The following is a 17,164-nucleotide window of genomic DNA, read 5'->3' on the forward strand; positions in this document are numbered from 1 at the left end:
GCCGAGCGACTCAGGGGTTGAACAGGGCCCAGCCCTGGTTGGCCGATCCGTCGCAGGCGAACTGCGCGGCCTGTGCGCCGTTGGCCGTACTGGCTCCGGAGATGCCAAGGCACAGGCCGCTCTTGCGGTTCTTCATTGCGAAGTAGCCGTCGGGGTAGCCGGCGACCGGCACAAGCTTCCAGTCCTGGTTGGCGTCCCCGGCGCCGTTCGCGATGATGGCCGCCGCCCCGGAGACGGTGCTGGCACCGTTGATGCCGAGGTTTCTGCCGGCAGGGACGTTCTCAAAGCTGGTGTACGGGCTGTCGTTGACAGCAGTCCAGTTCTGGAGCGGGTTGGCGGAGTTCCCCGGCTGCTGAACGACTTTGGCGCCGTTGGCGGTGCTGCTGGCCTGGAGGAACTTCTTGGACTTGAGGTTCCCGATCCCGATACCGGAGGCCTTGATACCGAAAAGGTTGCCGTGGAGCACCTGTGAGGACGGTATGGGTTGGCGCCAGTCGGTGTGCTGCGGCGACTCGGCGTGTGCGACCGCCGGAGCGGCAACCGCCATCAGCGCGCCGGCGAGGACCGCGGCTACGGCACTCGACATTCCCCCGTCTGTTGGGTTGTGGTCGATGGTGCCTGGCAGCACTCAACCAGCCTGCGACGAAGGTTCGCTAGCTCGTTCGAATAGTTGGGCTGGAAGTGTTCTGCTGGACGAGGCATGTCGGCTGTGCCCGCGGGCGCATTGAGGCTGATCAACCCATGTGGCGGACTGGCCCGCATCAACGGCCCACCATCGGCTTGATCTTGAGGTAGCCCTCCGCCGCCCGCGGCTCCGGCCTCTTACCGGCTGGCCGGGTCATGGAGAGGGATGTGGCCCGATTGCCTGCACGAACGCAAAGTAGAGCCACCCTGGCCGGATCCGAACCGTGTCGATCCGTCTGTTGAACCCTTGAGCCGGACGTCACGTACCGATCGCAGCGGGTGACACTGGTGCCGCCCTCCGTACCGTCATGCGATCGGGGTCGGTGGTCACTCGCAAAGGTCGCATGTGCGGCGCCTGCCGAGGCGAGACGTGCGGCGAACGCGGTGCCCAGAGGAAGGGTTGAACTTTACAGTGGATTCGAGTCATCCGGTCAGCAGTTCTCTCGACTTGGCCGCTCCGATGAGGCAGGAGGCGGGGCCGAGCGGTGCACAAGGCCAGCGGCAGCTGGTGGGCCTGGATGGTCTGCGTGGCCTGGCGGCCTTGTATGTGGTCCTGTTCCACTGCTGGCTGTACACCTTCCCGGGATACCCCGACAGCTCGGCGCCTCCGTGGCTGGAGCCACTCATGTTTGGGCGTCTGGCCGTCGTTTTCTTCCTGGTGCTGTCCGGCTTCTCCCTGGCGATCTCTCCGGCCCGTCATGGCTGGCGGTCGGGCGGCGTCGGTCGGTTTCTGCGCCATCGCGCCTGGCGCATCCTGCCTCCGTATTGGGCAGCGCTGGCCATGAGTCTGATGATTTCCTGGCTGATCGTGCCGGCATCGCACTCCGGCCCGCCTACTGGCACGTCAATCCTGGTGTATGGCCTCGTCGCTCAGGACACGTTCACCGCCCCCACACCGAACGGCGCGTTCTGGTCGATCGGAGTGGAAGTCGAACTTTATCTCCTCTTCCCCCTTCTTCTTTTTGTTCGGCGACGCATGGGTGCAGCGGTGCTGGTTGCGTGCGTGACGATTCCGGTTGTCACCCGTGGCCTGGCGGCAGCAAACGCATCTCCTGTGGAAGGCGAAAACTGGCTCGCTCCACATCTCGCTCCCGTGTTCGTCGCAGGCCTGGTAGGCGCCGCAGTCGTCACCGCTTCAGACAGAGTCAAACGCCTGCCGTGGGGATGGTTCGCTGTCCTGGCCGCCCTGCCCGTCGTAGCTCTCAGCGCCATGCAAGGTTCTGTCTGGACCGTGAAGCACTATTTCTGGATAGATCTCGCGAGCGCTCCCGCCATGTCGATGCTGCTCGCTGCGGTCGCCACCGGCAGACCCGCCATCCTTGTGCGGCTCCTGACCACGCGCCCCATGCGGAGTCTCGGCAGCTTCTCCTACAGCCTCTACCTGATTCATCTACCCATCGTCATGACCGTAGTTCGCCGTGTGGCGCCTCTCTTCGTCCCGCCAGGTCTGCCGGTATTCTGGTTCACGCTTATCGTGGCCCTGCCGGTCTCGGTTCTCGGGGCATGGCTCTTTTCCAAGATCTTTGAGGTGCCCTTCAAGCGGAACAGGTCATGGAGGTCCCTCATCGGAGATCTGTCGCGGCCGTCAGCACAGACAATAGGAACGGACTCCCCGGATGACGACGCCGGTCTGCACGTCACCTCCGAAGCGGGCGTAAAAGAAGTCCACCACTACGGCCACCACCGGTAGCCCTGGACGACAATTCGCCGCACTGGATGGATCCCAGTGAAGTCTTCGAACGCGAGCTACACCGCCACCCTCGGCGGCCGGGCAGTGGCTGGGCTGGCCCGCTGCCGGTGGAAGGGCGCAACGGTCTCCTCCCACAGCTTCCAGGCATTGGTGCAGCCCTCGCCCCAGCGGCCGTCGAGGTAGGGCTTGTCCTCGTCCAGGATCGGGGCCCAGTCTGCCACTGGCCGGTGAAGAGGTCTTCCGGGTAAGTCAGGCCGAGCTGTCGCTGGATCGAGCGCCTGCTGTGCCCCGCTTTGATCAAAGGGTGGATCGTGGCATGCCGGGCCCTGGTGCGGTCGGCGAAGCGACTGCTGGTCGTCTACCGCAGGGTCGCAGATTCTGCTGGCGGAGCGGGTTCTGCCTCAGTTTGCCGGGCCGGAGCCATCCGGGGCGGTGTCGAGGCGGAGGCTGCGCAGCACCCCTTCGGGCAGCCGGAGTTGCATCCTGGTGGTCCTACCGAGCGCGCACCGCAGCGCCGGCAGGCGCGCGCGGACGAGGTGCCTGCCGGGAGCGCAGCGGCGAGGTGGCTGATCATTTCACGGACCCGGCTCCTCTCACCGAGTACGACGGCAGCCTGTGCTGTCGCTGCGGTGCAGGTGCTGCAGGCGTCGACGAGTCGCCGCCCGGTCCTCTCCTGTGTCACCGGAGGCGCTGGTAGAGCGTGACCCGTCGGCCCCGGACCTGTTTGTCCGCCACGACGGTGAAGTGGGCGGCCAGCACGGCGGTTTTGGTTCTGTCCCGGTCCGCGGAGACCGGACGGGAGACGCGGGATGCGTCGGTGACGAGGAGTATGCGCCGGTGCGCCAGCATCGCGGCGCGTATCCGTCGCGGACCGGCCTCCTCGCCCTTGAGCGTCCCGGACTCCACAGGGCTCTCGGCGAGCGCGAGATCCCGCAGTCCAGCGAAGTCGCGGGGGGAGACCAGTGCGGTGTCGCGCCGGGCCGCCGGGATGAAGAGGACCCCGTCGCCGGGCCTCTTCCACTGCCGTACCTCACCGGACACCGACAGCACGTCGTCGACCCGGCTGCCAGGGCACCGCTTCGCCAGGGACTGCGGCATCAGTGCCAGCACCGCCACCACGAGCGCCAGCGGGACGAGCCACTGCGAGCCACGGGGGAACCGGGGTGCGGCCGCACGCACAGCTGTGGCCAGCGCCGTGCCGATCAGCAGGGCAAGGCCCAGCATCGAGAAGAGCACATAGCGGTCCAGGAACATGGGTTTGACGACGGAGATCCCGATGAGGGCGAGTTGGGGGACCGCCAGCAGCGGCAGCCCGACGGCCGCCACCGACGGCCGCCCCTTCTCCGGTCCGTCCAGCACTGCGCAGAGTCCGCCGATCGCCAGCAGGACCGCCGGGCCGATCAGCATGTGCCACGTCAGTGGGGGGATCCAGGAGACCTGGTCGGACTGGCTCCGGCTGAAGAGGATCAAGGGCGAGGCGGCGGTGGCTGCTGCCGCGGCGGCCACCGTCCAGCGTACGAGGGTCCTGCGTCCGGCCCTCGCCCACATGAGCGTCGCCAGGTGTGCGGGCAGGATCAGCAGGGACAGCCAGTTCAGCAGCGCGCACAGCAGGACGGTGCCCGAGTACGCCAGCCAGCGGCCCTTTGCGCGGCGTTCGCCGAACGCGGTCACCAGCAGCAGCGTCGAGACGCCGGCCCCGGCCGTCACCAGTGCGTACGGACGGCCCTCCTGAAGGTAGAACTGCACGGCCGGCAGCAGCCCGAAGGCCAGCCCTCCCCCGAGGCCGGCCCACACCCCGGCCAGGCGTTGCCCGATGGCCGCCACGCAGACGGCGGCCACTGCCATGGCCAGGACCGACGGCAGCCGCAGGGTGGTGGTGCTCGCCCCGAAGCAGGTGAACAGCCCGTGCATCAGCAGGTAGTACAGCCCGTGCACGACGTCGACGCGGCCCAGCATGTGCCAGATTTCGGGGACGGACCGCAGAGCCACCTGCCAGGTGGCGGCCTCGTCCCGCCAGACGCTGTGCTGCCGGGACAGGCCCCACAGCCCCAGCGCGACGGTCCACGGCAAGGGGATCAACCACAGGGGTATGCGGAGTCGGGCGACGGTGACGTGACGGTCCATTCAGGCGGCCATGGCTTCGTTCTGGAAGGCGAACACGGAGTCGCACCGGTCGCGGACGCGGTCGTCGTGGGTGGCTATGACCACCGCGCAGCCGGCCTCGCTCATCTCCCGGAGGATGTCGACGACCACCGTGGCGTTGTCGTGGTCGAGGGCACCGGTCGGCTCGTCGGCGAGAACCAGGCTCGGCTGCTTGACGAGGAGCCGGGCGAGCGCCACACGCTGCTGTTCGCCGCCGCTGAGGCGGTGGACCTTCTCGGTCTGCCGACCCGCCAGGCCGACGCGGTCGAGGGCCTCGGCGACAGCGGCGTCGCTGCGGTCGCGCAGGGATCGCCGTGGTGCGGCCGCGACCTTCAGGTTCGCCGCCACGTCGGCGTTCTCGATCAGTGCGTAGTTCTGGAAGAGGTATCCCAGGACGTCACGGCGGAACAGTCGGCTCTCGCGCGGACCGAACCCGGTGATGTCCTTCCCCTCGTACAGGATTTGCCCCGAGCTCGGCTTGTCGAGCAGGCCGATGCAGTTGAGGAGGGTGGACTTCCCCGAGCCGCTCGGGCCTACGAGGGCGACCATCTCGCCGCGGCTGACGCTGCGGGTGACGTCGGACCACAGGGTCCGGGTGCCGAAGGTCTTCGACAGCTTGACGATTTCGATCACGGGAGTGCTCCTGCTGGGCGGAGGGAGCGGGCCTGGTGCGGTGCTCACGCGTCGGCCACCCCCTCCTTGACGATGCGCCGGTGGAACGCCCGGAGAGCGAGGAGAACGGCGCAGAATTCGACGGCGACCAGCCCGGCGATGGTGGCGAGGTCCAGTGCCGTGATGTGGACGGGGGGGTAGGGGGCGGGGATGCCCTGGGCTGTGATGTCCTTCAGGTCCTGGTTCTGCTGCCAGGCCCGGATGGGCACCCACCAGGCCAGGAAGAGAGCCAGGAGTCCCTCGACGGCCAGAATGTTGCGGTGGATCGAGGTGAACCGCCAGCCGTTGATGTGCTGCGCGAATATCGCGTCCGCGTTCTTGCGCGCATGGATGACGCAGACACCGAGTCCGGTGATGAGGAGGACGCCCACCGCCGCGACGAGGTCGAAGAGCTGCAGCCGGAACTCGTTGCGGGCGTCGCGCAGCAGCGCGGCGGCGTTCTGCCCGACCGGGTTTACGGCTGCCACGTAGGTCTGCAGTCCGCCGTCGTGAGTCGCCATTGCACGCAGCACGTCCGCGGGGTCGGGGAAGACGATCCCGTCCTGCGTCGCGAACGTGGTGTACGCGTCGTCGGTGAGGATCCTCGAGCCGTCGGGCACCACGACGAGGACGGGGTCGCGCACCAGCGTCCGGTCGTCGTCGGGGGTGTACGCCATGTTGGGGCTGAGGTTGCCCGAGTTGTAGGCGAAGATCCGCTGACCGCTCTTGGCCTGCAGTGTCTCGACCTCGACCCGGCGGCGCAGTGCCGGATCCAGCCGGCCGAACACGTCGGGGACCGTGGCCCTGATGTCCGCTGCGTAGCGCGCCAGGGACTGCGGGACGACGAGCCGCACCGCGCGGTCCTCCGGGGCCTTGCCGTCGCGCGGTGCCGGGGTGTATCGCCGCCCGTTCGGGTCGAGGACCGGTTGTTCGGCGAGGAAGGTCTCGTTGACGATGAGCATCTCCCCCTCGGGGAGGCGCGAGTCGGCGGAGACGCTCTGCAGATCGCGCCGGCCGGCGACGATGATCTCGCCCGCCGCGTCGGATGTGCGCAACCAGCGGCCCACGTGGGTGACCACGTCGTCCCCTTCACCGCCCCAGCTGCCGTTGAGGCGGATGGTGACGGCGTTGTCGGCCTTGGCGTAGACGTCCTGGTTGTCCTGGCGGGCCAGTACGTGCTGCCCCGCAAGGGTGACGTCCATGGCGAACCCCAGGGCGAGCAGCACGGCGGGGACGCGCACCAGGTACGTGGCGAGGAAGGCCGTCCTGGCGGGCAACTCGCCCTTGAGTGCGCGCAGTACGTCGACCTTGAACGTCAGGGCGAGCACGGCGGCATGGGCGGCCACCACGAGCAGGAGCAGCAGGACGGCGAGGCATGCGGCCACGGCGGCGAAGAGGCCGAGCCAGGCGAAGCCGTTGTAGAGGCCCAGGAATGCCAGAACTCCTGCTGTGACGGTACCGGCCGCGACCGGCCAGAATCCCGCCAGCTGTCCGAGGTCGCGCAGGAGGACACCGGTGAGCGACCTGCCCTGCAGGCGCAGCACCCCATAGGTCCGTGCGCTGAGCAGCACGCTCGCGCCCGTCATCGTCACGGCGGCGAGCGCGACCACGCCGAAGGACCAGGAGAGGTCGTCGTTCGTGAAGGACGCGGCCAGTTCGCTGGACGCGAGCGGGTGCTGCACGCTCGCGGTCAGGCCGAGACGGGCGAGTTCGGACGTCAGCATCTCGGCGGTGCCGGGCGCGCCGAAGACGTAGTAGAAGCCGCGGGGGTCCCGCTGCCCGATCTCGGCGAGCTGGTGCACCTCGGTGTCGGCGTGCCCGCTGAAGCTGGGGTATCCGTCGGTCAGCCACGAGGCGGTGTCGGCGTTCTTGTCACCGGTGGTCAGGTACACATGCCGCAGCCGGTCGGGGCTCTTCAGATCGGGCAGTTCACGCGCCACCGTGACCCGGTGCTCCTCGGCGAACCGAGCGACGGCACGTGTGACCTGCGCAGCGTTCACCGAGTCGTCGGACTTGAAAACCCAGACCTGGGCCGAACTGCCCAGCACCAGTTGCTCGTCCAGCCCGCGCACGAAAAGGAAGGCGAGCATCGCCGAAAAGACCAGCACTGCGGCGTGGACGAATTTGATACCTCGGTGGAGCATCGACTACCTAGGTCCGCGCGCTCGCAGGAGCACGCATGTCGTGGGGGGAGGGGGAACCGCGGCGCCTCCGGCTGCAGGGGAGGGTCCCCCACAGCCGGAGAGACGCCGGTCAGTGGCTCGCAGCCGTGTCAGCCGCGAGCACAGGGCCTCAGCAGGCCGGGTCGTAGTAGGCGTGGCTGATGGTGTTCGCCTTCTCGGCCGACGCCTTGGACCACACGTTCTCCTTGGTGCAGCCGCTCTTGGCCCAGTACTTGCCCTCCACCGAGGAGGCGTGCCAGTTCTTCTTGTGGAAGTAGTTGGAGTACACGTAGTTGGCGCCGACGTCGTGGCTCCATCTGCCGCCGCCGGCGTCCTCCGATACGGCCAGCGCGGGAGCGGCGGCGGCAGCGAGGAGGGCACCGGCCGCGATGACGGCCTTGAGCCCGTTCTTCATCGTCATGATCGACTCACTTTCACTTCGCGATCCTGATGGAATGTCGACCTCGGGGCGTACCGCAGACATGCTCGATCCACTTTTCGTGGACGGGGGAATGTCGCTATCGGTCGACGTGGGGCCGAGCCGGGCCCATTCAGAAAAGGGCGGATCCGTCCGTGCGGAGACGGGACGGACATGCCGGCTCGCCAGTTCTCACCCTGGTACGCGGAGGGGGTTCTGGAAATCTCGAATGAAACGACTTTGCGTCGGAATTACACTGGGCGGGTCGCCTCAGGCGGCGATCCACGGAACGCGGCAGGTGTGCGGCCTCGGGCCTTCGGGGCACAGGGCCTTGATCACTGCCTTACGGATCGCCCACCAGGTGCGCCGAGAACACACCAGTCGTACGGACAGTTCCACGGGCACGCGCTCCGCGCTGCTCTCGCCGGGGTGTTCGACGGCCCACTGCTCCGCCAGGAAGCCGTAGACATCGGCGGTCGTCAGTTCGCTGCCGAGAACGGTGTGGGCGATTTTTTCCTCGACGAGCCGGGCGCTTCGGGACGTCACGGCTTCCCTGACCAGGTTCCTCGCCCAGGCCAGGTCGCGCTCGTCCCCGTAGAGCCCGAAGCTGAGTGTGCGTGCCCTCATGCCCGTCAGCCCCTCGTGATGTTCTTCTTCGTGCAGTGCTTCGCACGATAGCCTTCGCGCATCTGGTCGTTGGCGTCCTTGATGGCCGCCTTCCACGCGTCGGGCTGGGTCTTCGCCCAGCCATGCCCCTGCACGAATCCGTGGGCGCTGTTGTCAGATATGCGCATCTTGGTGCACTGCACGTGTGCGGTCCATCCGCTCGCCGCCTGCGCGGGAGCGGCGACCCCCATGGAGAACACGGCCGCGACGACGGTGGTGACGAGCGGGGAGACGGCAAGCAGCCTGCGCATAGCGAGATCCTTCACGATATCGATGGTCGTTCGCCACAGAGGGCAGTCGAATACCGTGGTGCGCACTTAACACCTCGACCGAACCGATCGAGGCAGACTTCAAGTGCAAAACCCCCTACCCCCTGAGCGCCATCCGTTTGCCGGTGGTCAGCCGACCGGATGGGCACACCAAGAACCTACAACGAAAGGTCAATCATTGGCCAGCAATTCTCCATGTGGTGATCATCGTCACCCTTCGCATGCGTGTAGGTGATGGGCCGTCAAAGTGGTTTCTGCAAGCACAGGGTGATTATCAATCAGGAGCTGGTGACCCGGGGCCGGCCCGCGGCGGGCGCGCTCGACCGGGGCGACAAGGTCATTGATCTCCTGGTGCTCCTGCTCAGCCCCGTACCACCACCGGCGCCCAGAGCGCAGCCCTGCTCAAAGACCTCACCGAACGCATCGGTGCCACCTTCGTCTGCGCCGGCATCGACCTTCGTGCCTGCGCTCGGACAGGGGCGGTGTCGAGTCCATGAGCGCGGCGTAGAGGCCGTTCAAGGTGCCGGTGACGGTGAGTGTTTGGTGGACGTCGTGTGCGGTGGAGTCCTTCCCCGCGGTGAGAATCTCGCCGAGCCAGGTGCGTCGGAACGGACCTCCCTGCGCGGCCCGCCGATGCTTCGACGAGGTCGTGAGGGACTACGGCAAGAGCGCATGCCGCGGCAAGCGGGGTGAGCACTTCCCCCGCGCCGAACTCGAGGCCCTCCGGACCGCGTGGCGCGAACATCGAGGTGGCTGGGGGGAGTCCCCTCGAGACCACAGGTCTTCGTCCTCGTAGTAGGTGTGGAACCAGGTCGTCACACGCGCATCGGCCAGGGCTGTGCAGCCTGTCGTCACCGTTGCGTCACAAGTAGTCGCCGCACGGAACCCTGCCGCTCTCCCGCCCCATCTGCACTCACGTACCACGACCACGCGTACCGCGGGGCAACAACCGACGACCGAAACCCGCGGACGAGACGACTCAGGGGGACCACAGCATGCGGCACAGCAACGGCATTCGCAGGGCGGCTCTGGCGACGACGGCGGTCACGGCCGTCGCGGCGGCGGTGACCGGCATCCTGCCGGGCACCGCCATGGCGGCGAGCACCTCCACCGCCACCCCGCCGCCCGCCTGCCCGGCCTCCGCCCTCCAGGTCAGCGCCTGGCAGGCCGCCCACCGGCCCGTCGGGACCGGGACCGGGGCGGCGGTCGTGCAGTTCACCAACGTCTCCCGGAAGACGTGCGTCCTGAAGGGCCATCCGACGGTCGCGGGCGCCGGCAACGGCTCCCCCGCCCACAACACCCCGCTCAAGGTCACCCCCACCGGCAGGGCGGCCACCGTGACGGTCCGGCCGCACGGCAAGGCGTGGGTGAAACTGACCTTCGTCCAGGTCCAAGGGGAGGCCGACGGCTACTGCGTGTCGGGCAAGGACCCGGTGACGTATCCGACGATGGTCATCGGGCTGCCGCACTCCGGGAAGCACCAGGTCGCCCTGAACGACGGGGTGTGGGCCGAGTGCGACAACAAGGTGACCGTCACCCCGGTCTCGGCGGTCAAGCCTTCCTGACCCCACCGTCCCCGCAAAACGAGCCCTGCACGACGATCACAACGCTTTGACCTGCTGATATTTACGCGTCAGGGGCTATTGCGGTGATCATGTCGGTCCGCCGGCGATGGCCCTGACGTGCTGAGGCCCGCCGGAGGTTCCGTCGCCGCGCACGACGCCGGCCTGGCGTCGTGCGCGGTAGAGCAGTGCACGGGTGTGGTGGCTCGCGGCTACCGGATCCCTGGCCCGGGTCGCCGGGGATGCTGCTCAGCGCCTGGCTGGGGTGGGGCCGCGGGGTAACCGTCGGCGGGGGCGACGTTCCAGTTCGAGGCGAGCGCCTCGGCGGTCGGCCACTCGTCCGCATGGAACAGCTGCGTCAGGTCCTGCGGGCGCCGGGTGGAGACGTATCGGCCGCACATGCGCCCACTGTCTCACCGCCCGGTCGCTCGACAAGGTATCGGGCAGGGGGCCTGTACGCAGCGTTGGGCCCTCCGCGGGCCCGCGGTTGCGGAGGCGGTACAGAGCAGGATCCGGCAGGTCTGCAGGCCACGATCACCGAAGAGAGCGTGCCGGTGCCCCGCGGATACTTCTCTCCGCGGGGCACCGACCTGTCAGTGATCAGCCCTGGGTGCCGCCCTGGGTGTTGCCGGAGCCGCCGCCCTGGGTGCCGCCCTGCGTGTTCCCGGAGCCGCCGCCCTGGGTTCCGCCCTGCGTGTTCCCGGAGCCGCCGCCCTGGGTTCCGCCCTGCGTGTTCCCGGAGCCGCCGCCCTGGGTTCCGCCCTGCGTGTTCCCGGAGCCGCCGCCCTGCGTACCGCCCTGCGTGTTGCCGTTGCCGCCGCCCTGCGTACCGCCCTGCGTGTTCCCGTTCCCGGAGCCCTGCGTACCGCCCTGCGTGTTGCCGCCCTTCGGCATGGCAGCGTTCTTCGACGCGCTGTTCTTCGACGTGCTGTTCTTGCTGTTGCTGTTGTTCTTGCCGTGGTGCTGCTGGTGCTGCTGGTGGTGGCTGCTTGCGTGCGAGGCGCTGTGGTGCATCGGCGCAGCCTCTGCGCTGGCGACACCGAGGGTTCCGGCGGCCACGGCGGCGATGCAGGAGATGCCGGCGAGGCGGGCGGCGAGGTGACGTCGGGCGTTCAGCATGGGGAGATCCTTCGGAAGCTGTTCGGGGACTGTGGGCCGGTCGGCCTTTCGTGTCTTCAGTTCAGCCCCTCCGGCCGCCCCCGTACGTCCCCCGACCGGCCCACCCATCGGCTGACCCGCCCCTCCACCACCGGCCGCCGGGCCGCAGAGCCGGGCGGTGGAGATGCACAGGCTCTGCAGACGATGCCGCCCCACGTGGGCTGCGGCTGCCCGGGGCGGTGCCGAGGGCCGGGTACCGGACCTCGGCTCACCGCGGTCGTCGTTCTCAGTCGCCGAGGCCCTTTTCGAGGATGGTGCTGGCGTCCACCGGCTCGCTCGGCTGCTCGGACTCTTCCGGCGGGGTGTACCCCCAGGTCACTGGAGGATCGGGCTGCTCCGGGGGGCCGAGGCCCTTTTCGAGGATGGTGCTGGCGTCCACCGGCTCGCTCGGCTGCTCGGACTCTTCCGGCGGGGTGTACCCCCAGGTCACCACCGGGGGAGGATCGGGCTGTACCGGGGGCGGGTCCGCGGGGAAGGGGCCTAGTGGGGGGTCCACCGGATCCAGCGGTGAGGCGGTGGGTGCCTCGGTTGTCGGGGCCGCTATCGCGGTGGTGGCGGGGAGGACGACGCCTCCGGTAACCGCCGCGGCCGCCGCCGCGATCGTCGCGAATCTCAGGCGGACAGAGTTCTTCCGGATCTTGCGAGCCATGGGTGTCTCCCGCTGGTAGTGAAGGGCGCCCATCTGGCGTCCTCGGCCTTGGTTCCAGTAGGCCGGAGGCACCCCTGCGGGGTCATGCGCCGGGTTTTCGGGGCTTGACACCGCCCTCGACGCCGCCGCGTTGTCCACGGCTTGTCGACCTGCCGCCGCGCCGGCCGGCGGCTTGCTCGCCGACGGATCGGCTCCGGGGCCGCTTCCAGGGCCACCCCTCCCGGGGGGGTGCGGGTCTCTGCTGCACAGGCCGCCCGCCAGAGTGCCACCGAGGAGGAGCCCGGACGCAGGGAAGGCCCGGCTACAGCTCGAATTCGAGGTCGATCAGGTCGGTGAGATCCGATTCTTCACATAGCGTTCGACGGTGCGCCGGCTGATGCCGGGCAGCTCGGCCACGTGCTGCGCTGGTGCTGGCGGACCAGGCAGCGCATCTGGGCCCCGGCGGTCTTCGGGATGGGGCGCGTGAACGCGCCCTGGACCGGGCCGGTCGTGGCCGTCGACTGCTGCCCCCCTTGCTTCCACCCTCTTGCTTCTACTCTCCGGTGTCTTTGGTGGTGACCTCGCCGGTCTTGATGTAGCGGGCGAGGTTGGCGACGTGGCCGTCACCGGCGAGCTGTTCGAGGACGTCGGCGCCCCACAGCACGCTCTGCGTGCCCTCGTGCTTGACCATCCCCGGAGAGACACCGAGCCGGAAACTGCCGGGCACAGTCCTGCCGTCGGTGTCGTAGGGCAGGACGTCCAGCGGGCTGGGCCCGTCGGCGGCGTACACGGCGCAGTCCGACAGGACCGCCACCGGATACTGCCCGGTGGCCGCGGCCAGGTGCAGCATCTTGCGGTGCATGTTGACCCGCGCCCGGGAGATCACGGCGGCGCGGATGTCCGGCCGCCAGGTGGGGCGGGCGAGCGCGGGCCAGGGCTGTCCCGGCTTCCAGCCGCCGCCGCGTGCCTTCTCCCGCAGCTTGCCGATGCCGCCCTTGACGGTCATCTTCACCGCGTCCACGACGATGCCCAGCTCCGGATCGCGGCTCTTGTAGCCGTCCATCGCCTCCAGGAACTCGGCCGGGGGCAGCTTCTCGGCGACACCCAGCTCGGCCATGGTGGTGACGTAAGCGTCGCGGAGCCGTTTGTACCAGCCGTCCAGGAACCGGCCGCTCTCGGAGCGCACCCACGCCTCCAAGGGGGCCACCTCGTAGCCGAGCTCGACCGCGTACGCCACGGTGGGGGTGGCGTACCAGGCGGGACCCTCGGGGCGCTGGCCGGTCGGCGTGAACGGGCTGGGCAGCAGGTCTCCGTCGAGGTCGCGCCACTGCTTGCCGACCTTCACCCGGTTCGGGTCGACGTGGGAGAGGTCGACCAGCCACGAGCCGGGCAGTGCCGCATCGAAGGCCGGGGCGGTGACGTGGACCGGCGGTGATGCCAGGCCGACGACGGAGCCGTTGGCGGCCGCGGCGAACGCCAGGTTCACATCGAGGCCGACCAGGTGGCGCTTCGTGCACTCGGCGTCGGTCAGGTCCCGCGCCCAGTCGTAGGCCTCCTCGAACAGCTTCTCGTCGGGGCCACGCACGTGGAACCGCGGAAGGTCAGCGAGAACCGGGTGCCCGTCGGTCGCCTCGCACGGCGCCGGGTCCATCGGCTCCGTGCCCAGCGACCCGGGCCGGTGCTCGCGGTGCCGCCGGCCGTCGGCGTCCGGCTCACTCGCCCGGGTCGGCGGGTTGAGCGCGATCATCAGCTGCAGCCCGGTGACGGCCGCAGACCCGACCGGGGTCATCACCCGCTGTGCGTACAGGCCCAGTACCCGGGCGAGTTCCGCAGGATCGAGTCGGGCGGCGTGGCCCCAGGCGCGGTCGTCGAGGGCGTGCCAGGAGGGGATGCACAGCTGCACGCATTGGCGGCGGCCGCCGTGGGCGGGGCGGTAGATCCGCGCCCAGGGTCCCAGCCCCCGCTTGGTGAGTTTCCACTCGGCGCGCTGGAGCTGCTTGAGGACCTTGTGCCCCTCGGGGAGCCGCCCGGCGAGCCGCTCCTCGTGCGACAGCTCGGCGGGCAGGCCGTAGCGCTCGCATGCGGCCTTGGTGAGCACCAGCAGCGGATCAGCGTCCTTGCCCGAACCGTGCAGCCGCTCCGCCCCCAGCCGTGCCTCGGCCAGCGTCCACTCGACGAGGGCGGGCAGTGTCTTGGCGGGTACGTCGAGGATCAGGCCGCCGATGCCGTAGCCGGTCACGTTCCGGTCGGCATCGGCGTCGAGGACGAGCAGCGGACCGTGCGCGTACGCGCCGCCGGACGCGGGCGTGGGGGCCGGGGCCGCCTTCTTTCGGGAGGTGGTCGCGGGCGGGTTCGCCGGGGCCGCCTTCTTCGTGGCCGGGCGGCGTGAGGCCGTCGCCGGCCCAGCGGGGGCAGCGGTGGTGGTGTCGGACGCGGTAGGGGCCGCGGCCTCGGGCTCCGGGCCGGTGGGCGCAGGCAGCGTCTCCGACGCCGTCGGGGGAACGGTCTGCGGAGCAGCGGCGTCCTCTTGCGGTGCTTCGGTGCTCTCAGCAGTGGGGTAGAGCTGTGCAAGTTGCTTGAGCAGGCGCGCGTACGCGTCTCGCTGCGGCGGCCGCGGCTCGGTCTTGCCCATCTCCCAGTCGCCGACGGTCGCGCGCCGCACGCCCAGGGCCGCGGCCACTTCGTCCAGGGTGAGCGCGTGTGCCTGGCGCAGCCGCCTGCGCTCCGCCGGCGGCGGCAGCGACGACCGGGACGCGACCAGCGCGTCCACGGCGTCGAACAACTCGGACATGAAGCACCTCCCACTCCAAAGTAGCGGCTTGAGACGTGCTGATAGCGCACATCCGGCGTTCTTTCTGCGTACAGTTCGGGCTCTGCAGTCCCCGCTGCAGCCATCGCCCCAGATCGTGCCTCGACCATGGGCCCTGACCACGCGCTCGGCCGCGCCTGATCACCAGGCTCAGGCCTGCTGCCGACCGGGGATGCTCACTCCTTCGGCGGTACGGCCGAAGCGCCCACCTCTTGATCATCTTCCTGGAGGAGACCGTATGCGCCTGCCCGCTTGGTCAGCCGCCGCAGCATTGGCCCTGGCGGCCACCGTCGTACCCGGCACGAACGCGGCCGCGGCACAGCCCGGCGGGCAGGTCCCCGCCTGCCCGGGCGGCTCGGTCTGCTTCTACACCGGTTCCGACTTCGGCGGCTCCAGCTGGGAATGGACCGCCAACAGCGGCTACCACGACCTGCCCGAAGCGCTGCACGATCACGTGGGCTCCTTCGTCGCCAACACCGACGGCTGCCTCGTCAACTGGCAGCCCAAGGAGACCCGCCTGGTCCACAACGGCGACTACCGCATCAACTACACCACGGACTTCGGCGGCAGGGTCGACGGCGTCGGCGCCACCTGCTGATCCCCCACCGCTCATGTGCCGTCCTCCGTTCTTCGGCCGGTACGCGAGGCGGGCGCGGCCCCGCCTGGGCCCTGCCTGCCGCGGGGGGCGGGCAGCGCTGCACGCTGCAAGTGCGCGGGTGGTGACCGGTCTTCGCCGTGCAGGTCCGGGCGTGCCCGGTCCGACCCCGGAGGCCGAAGGCGGTGAGCGGCAAGGCCGCTTCTGTCGGTGGGGGCGCGTAGCGTGAGCCCGCACACCGACCTTGCAGCAGGAATCACCATGCCACCTCTTGGGGAGCAGTCCGCTTCCCCCGCCGTGCCGTTCGTGCAGCGTCGGCCGCGGCGGTCGTCCGTCCGTCACGGCCAGGCGTCGTGCGCCGACTACGGCTGTACTCGTCCCGAGTGCCGCCGGGCCGCATCGCGTGCCCGCCGCCGACGCGATCAGGACCGCCTGCGCGGTCTGTCCGCACGCGTCGCGCCCCAGGCCGCCGCACGGTGGGCCGGCCGGCTGCGCGAGCAGGGCATGTCCGCACAGGACATCGCCGACCGCGCCGGCCTGTCCGTCACCCTCGTCCGCCGTCTCCTGCGCACCCCGGCACCAAGCCTGACGGCCCGGGACATCGCCCGCACCACCGCCGACGCCGTCCTCGGCATCCCCTCCCCGCCCGCCGCTCCCCCACCGCCCCCGGCCTGACCGACGCCACCGAGGCATCCCGCCTGCTGGCCGACCTGGCACGCGCCGGGTGGCCTGCCACCGCACTCGCCCGACGCCTGGACGTCAGCGCCCGCACCGTCGCCGAAGTCCGCGATCAACGCCCCCGCCTCCACCTGGACCTGGCCCTGCGCATACGCCGCCTGTACCGCCACCTGATCAGCCTCGATCCCGCCGGCTACGGCATCCACCCCGCCGACATCGCCCGCACCCGCGCCGCGGCCGCCCGACGCACCGCCGGGAATTGAGGCGGCAGAGCCCCAGAGCGCCGACGAGCCACACGACGAGCCACACCGCCCCGGCACGGTGAACATGACGCGCCAAGGAGCGGAAACGCCCGGTCGTGGCGCGTGACGACGCCCCCCGGCGGGGAGAACGTGCGGGGTGTCCTCGCCCCGGGCACGCCGTGGAACACAGGCCGCCGGCATCGCGCCGGCGGGAGACGTCGAGTGAAAGGGGGAATCCATGCTTGTGCAGAGGCTTGCCGCCGTCGGAGCGGTCGTCGCACTCGCACTGGGCCTGAGCAGCGCACCGGCTGGTGCCGTACCCCGCACCTCAGGATTCAGGAACCAGGCCGCCGACCACCGGGGTTGCCTGGACTTCCGAGCCGACTACGGCCCCTACGTCTTCAACTGCAATCACACCAGCTATCAGCGGTGGTACTGGAACGACGACTACGAGTACACCGCGTTGCGGCAGAAGGCGACCGGACTGTGTCTGACGCTGCGCAACGGCCAACTCACCATGAAACCCTGCTCCGCCGCCGACGATGCGGCGATGTGGCAGATCGACGAGACGGAACCCAGGCTCATCAGGAACCGGGTCAGCCGAAAGTGCCTCGCCCGGACGCCGAACGACCGCGTCTCCACCGCGACATGCACCGGAGGCGACTCCCAGCGCTGGACGACGACCTACTAGGCGTCGGACGGGGCCCCTCGGCGAACGGCCTCGGCCCGGCCCGTACGTCGGCCGGTGCGGCCACACCGAACAGCACTGCGCCCCACCCCTTGGCGGGGCGGGGCGCAGCAGAGCGGCTG

At 69.7% G+C, this 17,164-nt stretch carries 17 protein-coding genes and 1 pseudogene; 5 read left to right on the plus strand and 13 right to left on the minus strand.

The window, feature by feature from the left end; translation table 11 throughout:
• Positions 1-10 precede the first annotated feature (10 nt).
• On the minus strand, positions 11-628 hold the full coding sequence (locus tag N8I86_RS38085; RefSeq protein WP_263280254.1) for an RICIN domain-containing protein: 618 nt from the start codon (positions 626-628) through the stop codon (positions 11-13).
• Positions 629-1,144: 516 nt separating this feature from the next.
• Here N8I86_RS38085 and N8I86_RS38090 point away from each other — a divergent pair.
• Positions 1,145-2,374 (plus strand): acyltransferase family protein, encoded by a 1,230-nt coding sequence (locus N8I86_RS38090; RefSeq protein ID WP_263280255.1) that lies wholly within the window; start codon positions 1,145-1,147, stop codon positions 2,372-2,374.
• 56 nt (positions 2,375-2,430) lie between these two features.
• On the opposite strand, the gene N8I86_RS38095 is transcribed toward N8I86_RS38090, so the two are convergent.
• The 7 genes from N8I86_RS38095 to N8I86_RS38125 all read right to left on the minus strand — a co-directional run bounded on the left by N8I86_RS38095 (position 2,431) and on the right by N8I86_RS38125 (position 8,664).
• Complete coding sequence (locus tag N8I86_RS38095) at positions 2,431-2,595, minus strand: hypothetical protein (RefSeq protein ID WP_263280256.1); 165 nt, start codon at positions 2,593-2,595, stop codon at positions 2,431-2,433.
• A 457-nt stretch (positions 2,596-3,052) separates the two neighbouring features.
• Positions 3,053-4,498 (minus strand): glycosyltransferase family 39 protein, encoded by a 1,446-nt coding sequence (locus tag N8I86_RS38100; protein ID WP_123439549.1) that lies wholly within the window; start codon positions 4,496-4,498, stop codon positions 3,053-3,055.
• Positions 4,499-5,149 (minus strand): ABC transporter ATP-binding protein, encoded by a 651-nt coding sequence (locus N8I86_RS38105; protein WP_263280257.1) that lies wholly within the window; start codon positions 5,147-5,149, stop codon positions 4,499-4,501. It lies immediately after the preceding gene.
• A 44-nt stretch (positions 5,150-5,193) separates the two neighbouring features.
• Positions 5,194-7,257, minus strand: a complete 2,064-nt coding sequence (locus N8I86_RS38110; RefSeq protein WP_263280258.1) for a hypothetical protein — start codon at positions 7,255-7,257, stop codon at positions 5,194-5,196.
• A 202-nt stretch (positions 7,258-7,459) separates the two neighbouring features.
• A complete protein-coding gene (locus tag N8I86_RS38115) occupies positions 7,460-7,750 on the minus strand; it encodes a lactococcin 972 family bacteriocin (RefSeq protein ID WP_158075379.1) in 291 nt (96 codons plus the stop codon).
• Between the two features lie 267 nt (positions 7,751-8,017).
• Entirely contained in the window at positions 8,018-8,374 is a 357-nt protein-coding gene (locus tag N8I86_RS38120) for a hypothetical protein (protein ID WP_263280259.1), read from the minus strand.
• 5 nt (positions 8,375-8,379) lie between these two features.
• The gene (locus N8I86_RS38125) at positions 8,380-8,664 is read right to left on the minus strand and encodes a hypothetical protein (RefSeq protein WP_073898938.1); all 285 of its coding nucleotides are present in this window, start codon (positions 8,662-8,664) and stop codon (positions 8,380-8,382) included.
• 1,013 nt (positions 8,665-9,677) lie between these two features.
• Between N8I86_RS38125 and N8I86_RS38135 the strand changes: the two genes are divergently transcribed.
• Complete coding sequence (locus tag N8I86_RS38135; RefSeq protein WP_073898934.1) at positions 9,678-10,247, plus strand: DUF4232 domain-containing protein; 570 nt, start codon at positions 9,678-9,680, stop codon at positions 10,245-10,247.
• Positions 10,248-10,456: 209 nt separating this feature from the next.
• Here N8I86_RS38135 and N8I86_RS39550 read toward each other — a convergent pair whose 3' ends face one another.
• The 5 genes and pseudogenes from N8I86_RS39550 to tap form a co-directional block, all read right to left on the minus strand.
• Positions 10,457-10,645 (minus strand): SOS response-associated peptidase family protein, encoded by a 189-nt coding sequence (locus N8I86_RS39550; protein ID WP_351946927.1) that lies wholly within the window; start codon positions 10,643-10,645, stop codon positions 10,457-10,459.
• Between the two features lie 199 nt (positions 10,646-10,844).
• Positions 10,845-11,363 (minus strand): hypothetical protein, encoded by a 519-nt coding sequence (locus N8I86_RS38140; RefSeq protein ID WP_263280260.1) that lies wholly within the window; start codon positions 11,361-11,363, stop codon positions 10,845-10,847.
• A gap of 265 nt (positions 11,364-11,628) precedes the next feature.
• Positions 11,629-11,835, minus strand: coding sequence for a hypothetical protein (locus tag N8I86_RS38145; protein WP_263280261.1), 207 nt, complete (start codon positions 11,833-11,835; stop codon positions 11,629-11,631).
• A gap of 552 nt (positions 11,836-12,387) precedes the next feature.
• Positions 12,388-12,506 (minus strand): annotated as a pseudogene (locus N8I86_RS38150) (telomere-protecting terminal protein Tpg); the annotation flags it as partial.
• Positions 12,507-12,583: 77 nt separating this feature from the next.
• Entirely contained in the window at positions 12,584-14,821 is a 2,238-nt protein-coding gene (gene tap, locus N8I86_RS38155) for a telomere-associated protein Tap (RefSeq protein ID WP_263280262.1), read from the minus strand.
• A gap of 256 nt (positions 14,822-15,077) precedes the next feature.
• On the opposite strand from tap, the gene N8I86_RS38160 reads away from it, so the two are divergent.
• The 3 genes from N8I86_RS38160 to N8I86_RS38170 all read left to right on the plus strand — a co-directional run bounded on the left by N8I86_RS38160 (position 15,078) and on the right by N8I86_RS38170 (position 17,045).
• Positions 15,078-15,437, plus strand: a complete 360-nt coding sequence (locus N8I86_RS38160) for a peptidase inhibitor family I36 protein (RefSeq protein WP_263280263.1) — start codon at positions 15,078-15,080, stop codon at positions 15,435-15,437.
• Between the two features lie 258 nt (positions 15,438-15,695).
• A complete protein-coding gene (locus N8I86_RS38165) occupies positions 15,696-16,109 on the plus strand; it encodes a hypothetical protein (protein ID WP_263280264.1) in 414 nt (137 codons plus the stop codon).
• Positions 16,110-16,592: 483 nt separating this feature from the next.
• On the plus strand, positions 16,593-17,045 hold the full coding sequence (locus tag N8I86_RS38170) for an RICIN domain-containing protein (RefSeq protein WP_079192709.1): 453 nt from the start codon (positions 16,593-16,595) through the stop codon (positions 17,043-17,045).
• The last annotated feature ends 119 nt before the right edge of the window (positions 17,046-17,164 follow it).

The sequence above is a fragment of the Streptomyces albidicamelliae genome (assembly GCF_025642175.1).
GTDB classification, from domain to species: Bacteria; Actinomycetota; Actinomycetes; order Streptomycetales; family Streptomycetaceae; genus Streptomyces; species Streptomyces albidocamelliae.

Coding starts and splice junctions, on each gene's coding strand:
- N8I86_RS38090 (WP_263280255.1), top strand. CDS start 1,145: ATGAGGCAGGAGGCGGGGCCGAGCGGTGCACAAGGCCAGCGGCAGCTG.
- N8I86_RS38100 (WP_123439549.1), bottom strand. CDS start 4,498: ATGGACCGTCACGTCACCGTCGCCCGACTCCGCATACCCCTGTGGTTG.
- N8I86_RS38110 (WP_263280258.1), bottom strand. CDS start 7,257: ATGCTCGCCTTCCTTTTCGTGCGCGGGCTGGACGAGCAACTGGTGCTG.
- N8I86_RS38115 (WP_158075379.1), bottom strand. CDS start 7,750: ATGACGATGAAGAACGGGCTCAAGGCCGTCATCGCGGCCGGTGCCCTC.
- N8I86_RS38120 (WP_263280259.1), bottom strand. CDS start 8,374: ATGAGGGCACGCACACTCAGCTTCGGGCTCTACGGGGACGAGCGCGAC.
- N8I86_RS38125 (WP_073898938.1), bottom strand. CDS start 8,664: ATGCGCAGGCTGCTTGCCGTCTCCCCGCTCGTCACCACCGTCGTCGCG.
- N8I86_RS38135 (WP_073898934.1), top strand. CDS start 9,678: ATGCGGCACAGCAACGGCATTCGCAGGGCGGCTCTGGCGACGACGGCG.
- N8I86_RS39550 (WP_351946927.1), bottom strand. CDS start 10,645: ATGTGCGGCCGATACGTCTCCACCCGGCGCCCGCAGGACCTGACGCAG.
- N8I86_RS38140 (WP_263280260.1), bottom strand. CDS start 11,363: ATGCTGAACGCCCGACGTCACCTCGCCGCCCGCCTCGCCGGCATCTCC.
- tap (WP_263280262.1), bottom strand. CDS start 14,821: ATGTCCGAGTTGTTCGACGCCGTGGACGCGCTGGTCGCGTCCCGGTCG.
- N8I86_RS38160 (WP_263280263.1), top strand. CDS start 15,078: ATGCGCCTGCCCGCTTGGTCAGCCGCCGCAGCATTGGCCCTGGCGGCC.
- N8I86_RS38165 (WP_263280264.1), top strand. CDS start 15,696: ATGCCACCTCTTGGGGAGCAGTCCGCTTCCCCCGCCGTGCCGTTCGTG.
- N8I86_RS38170 (WP_079192709.1), top strand. CDS start 16,593: ATGCTTGTGCAGAGGCTTGCCGCCGTCGGAGCGGTCGTCGCACTCGCA.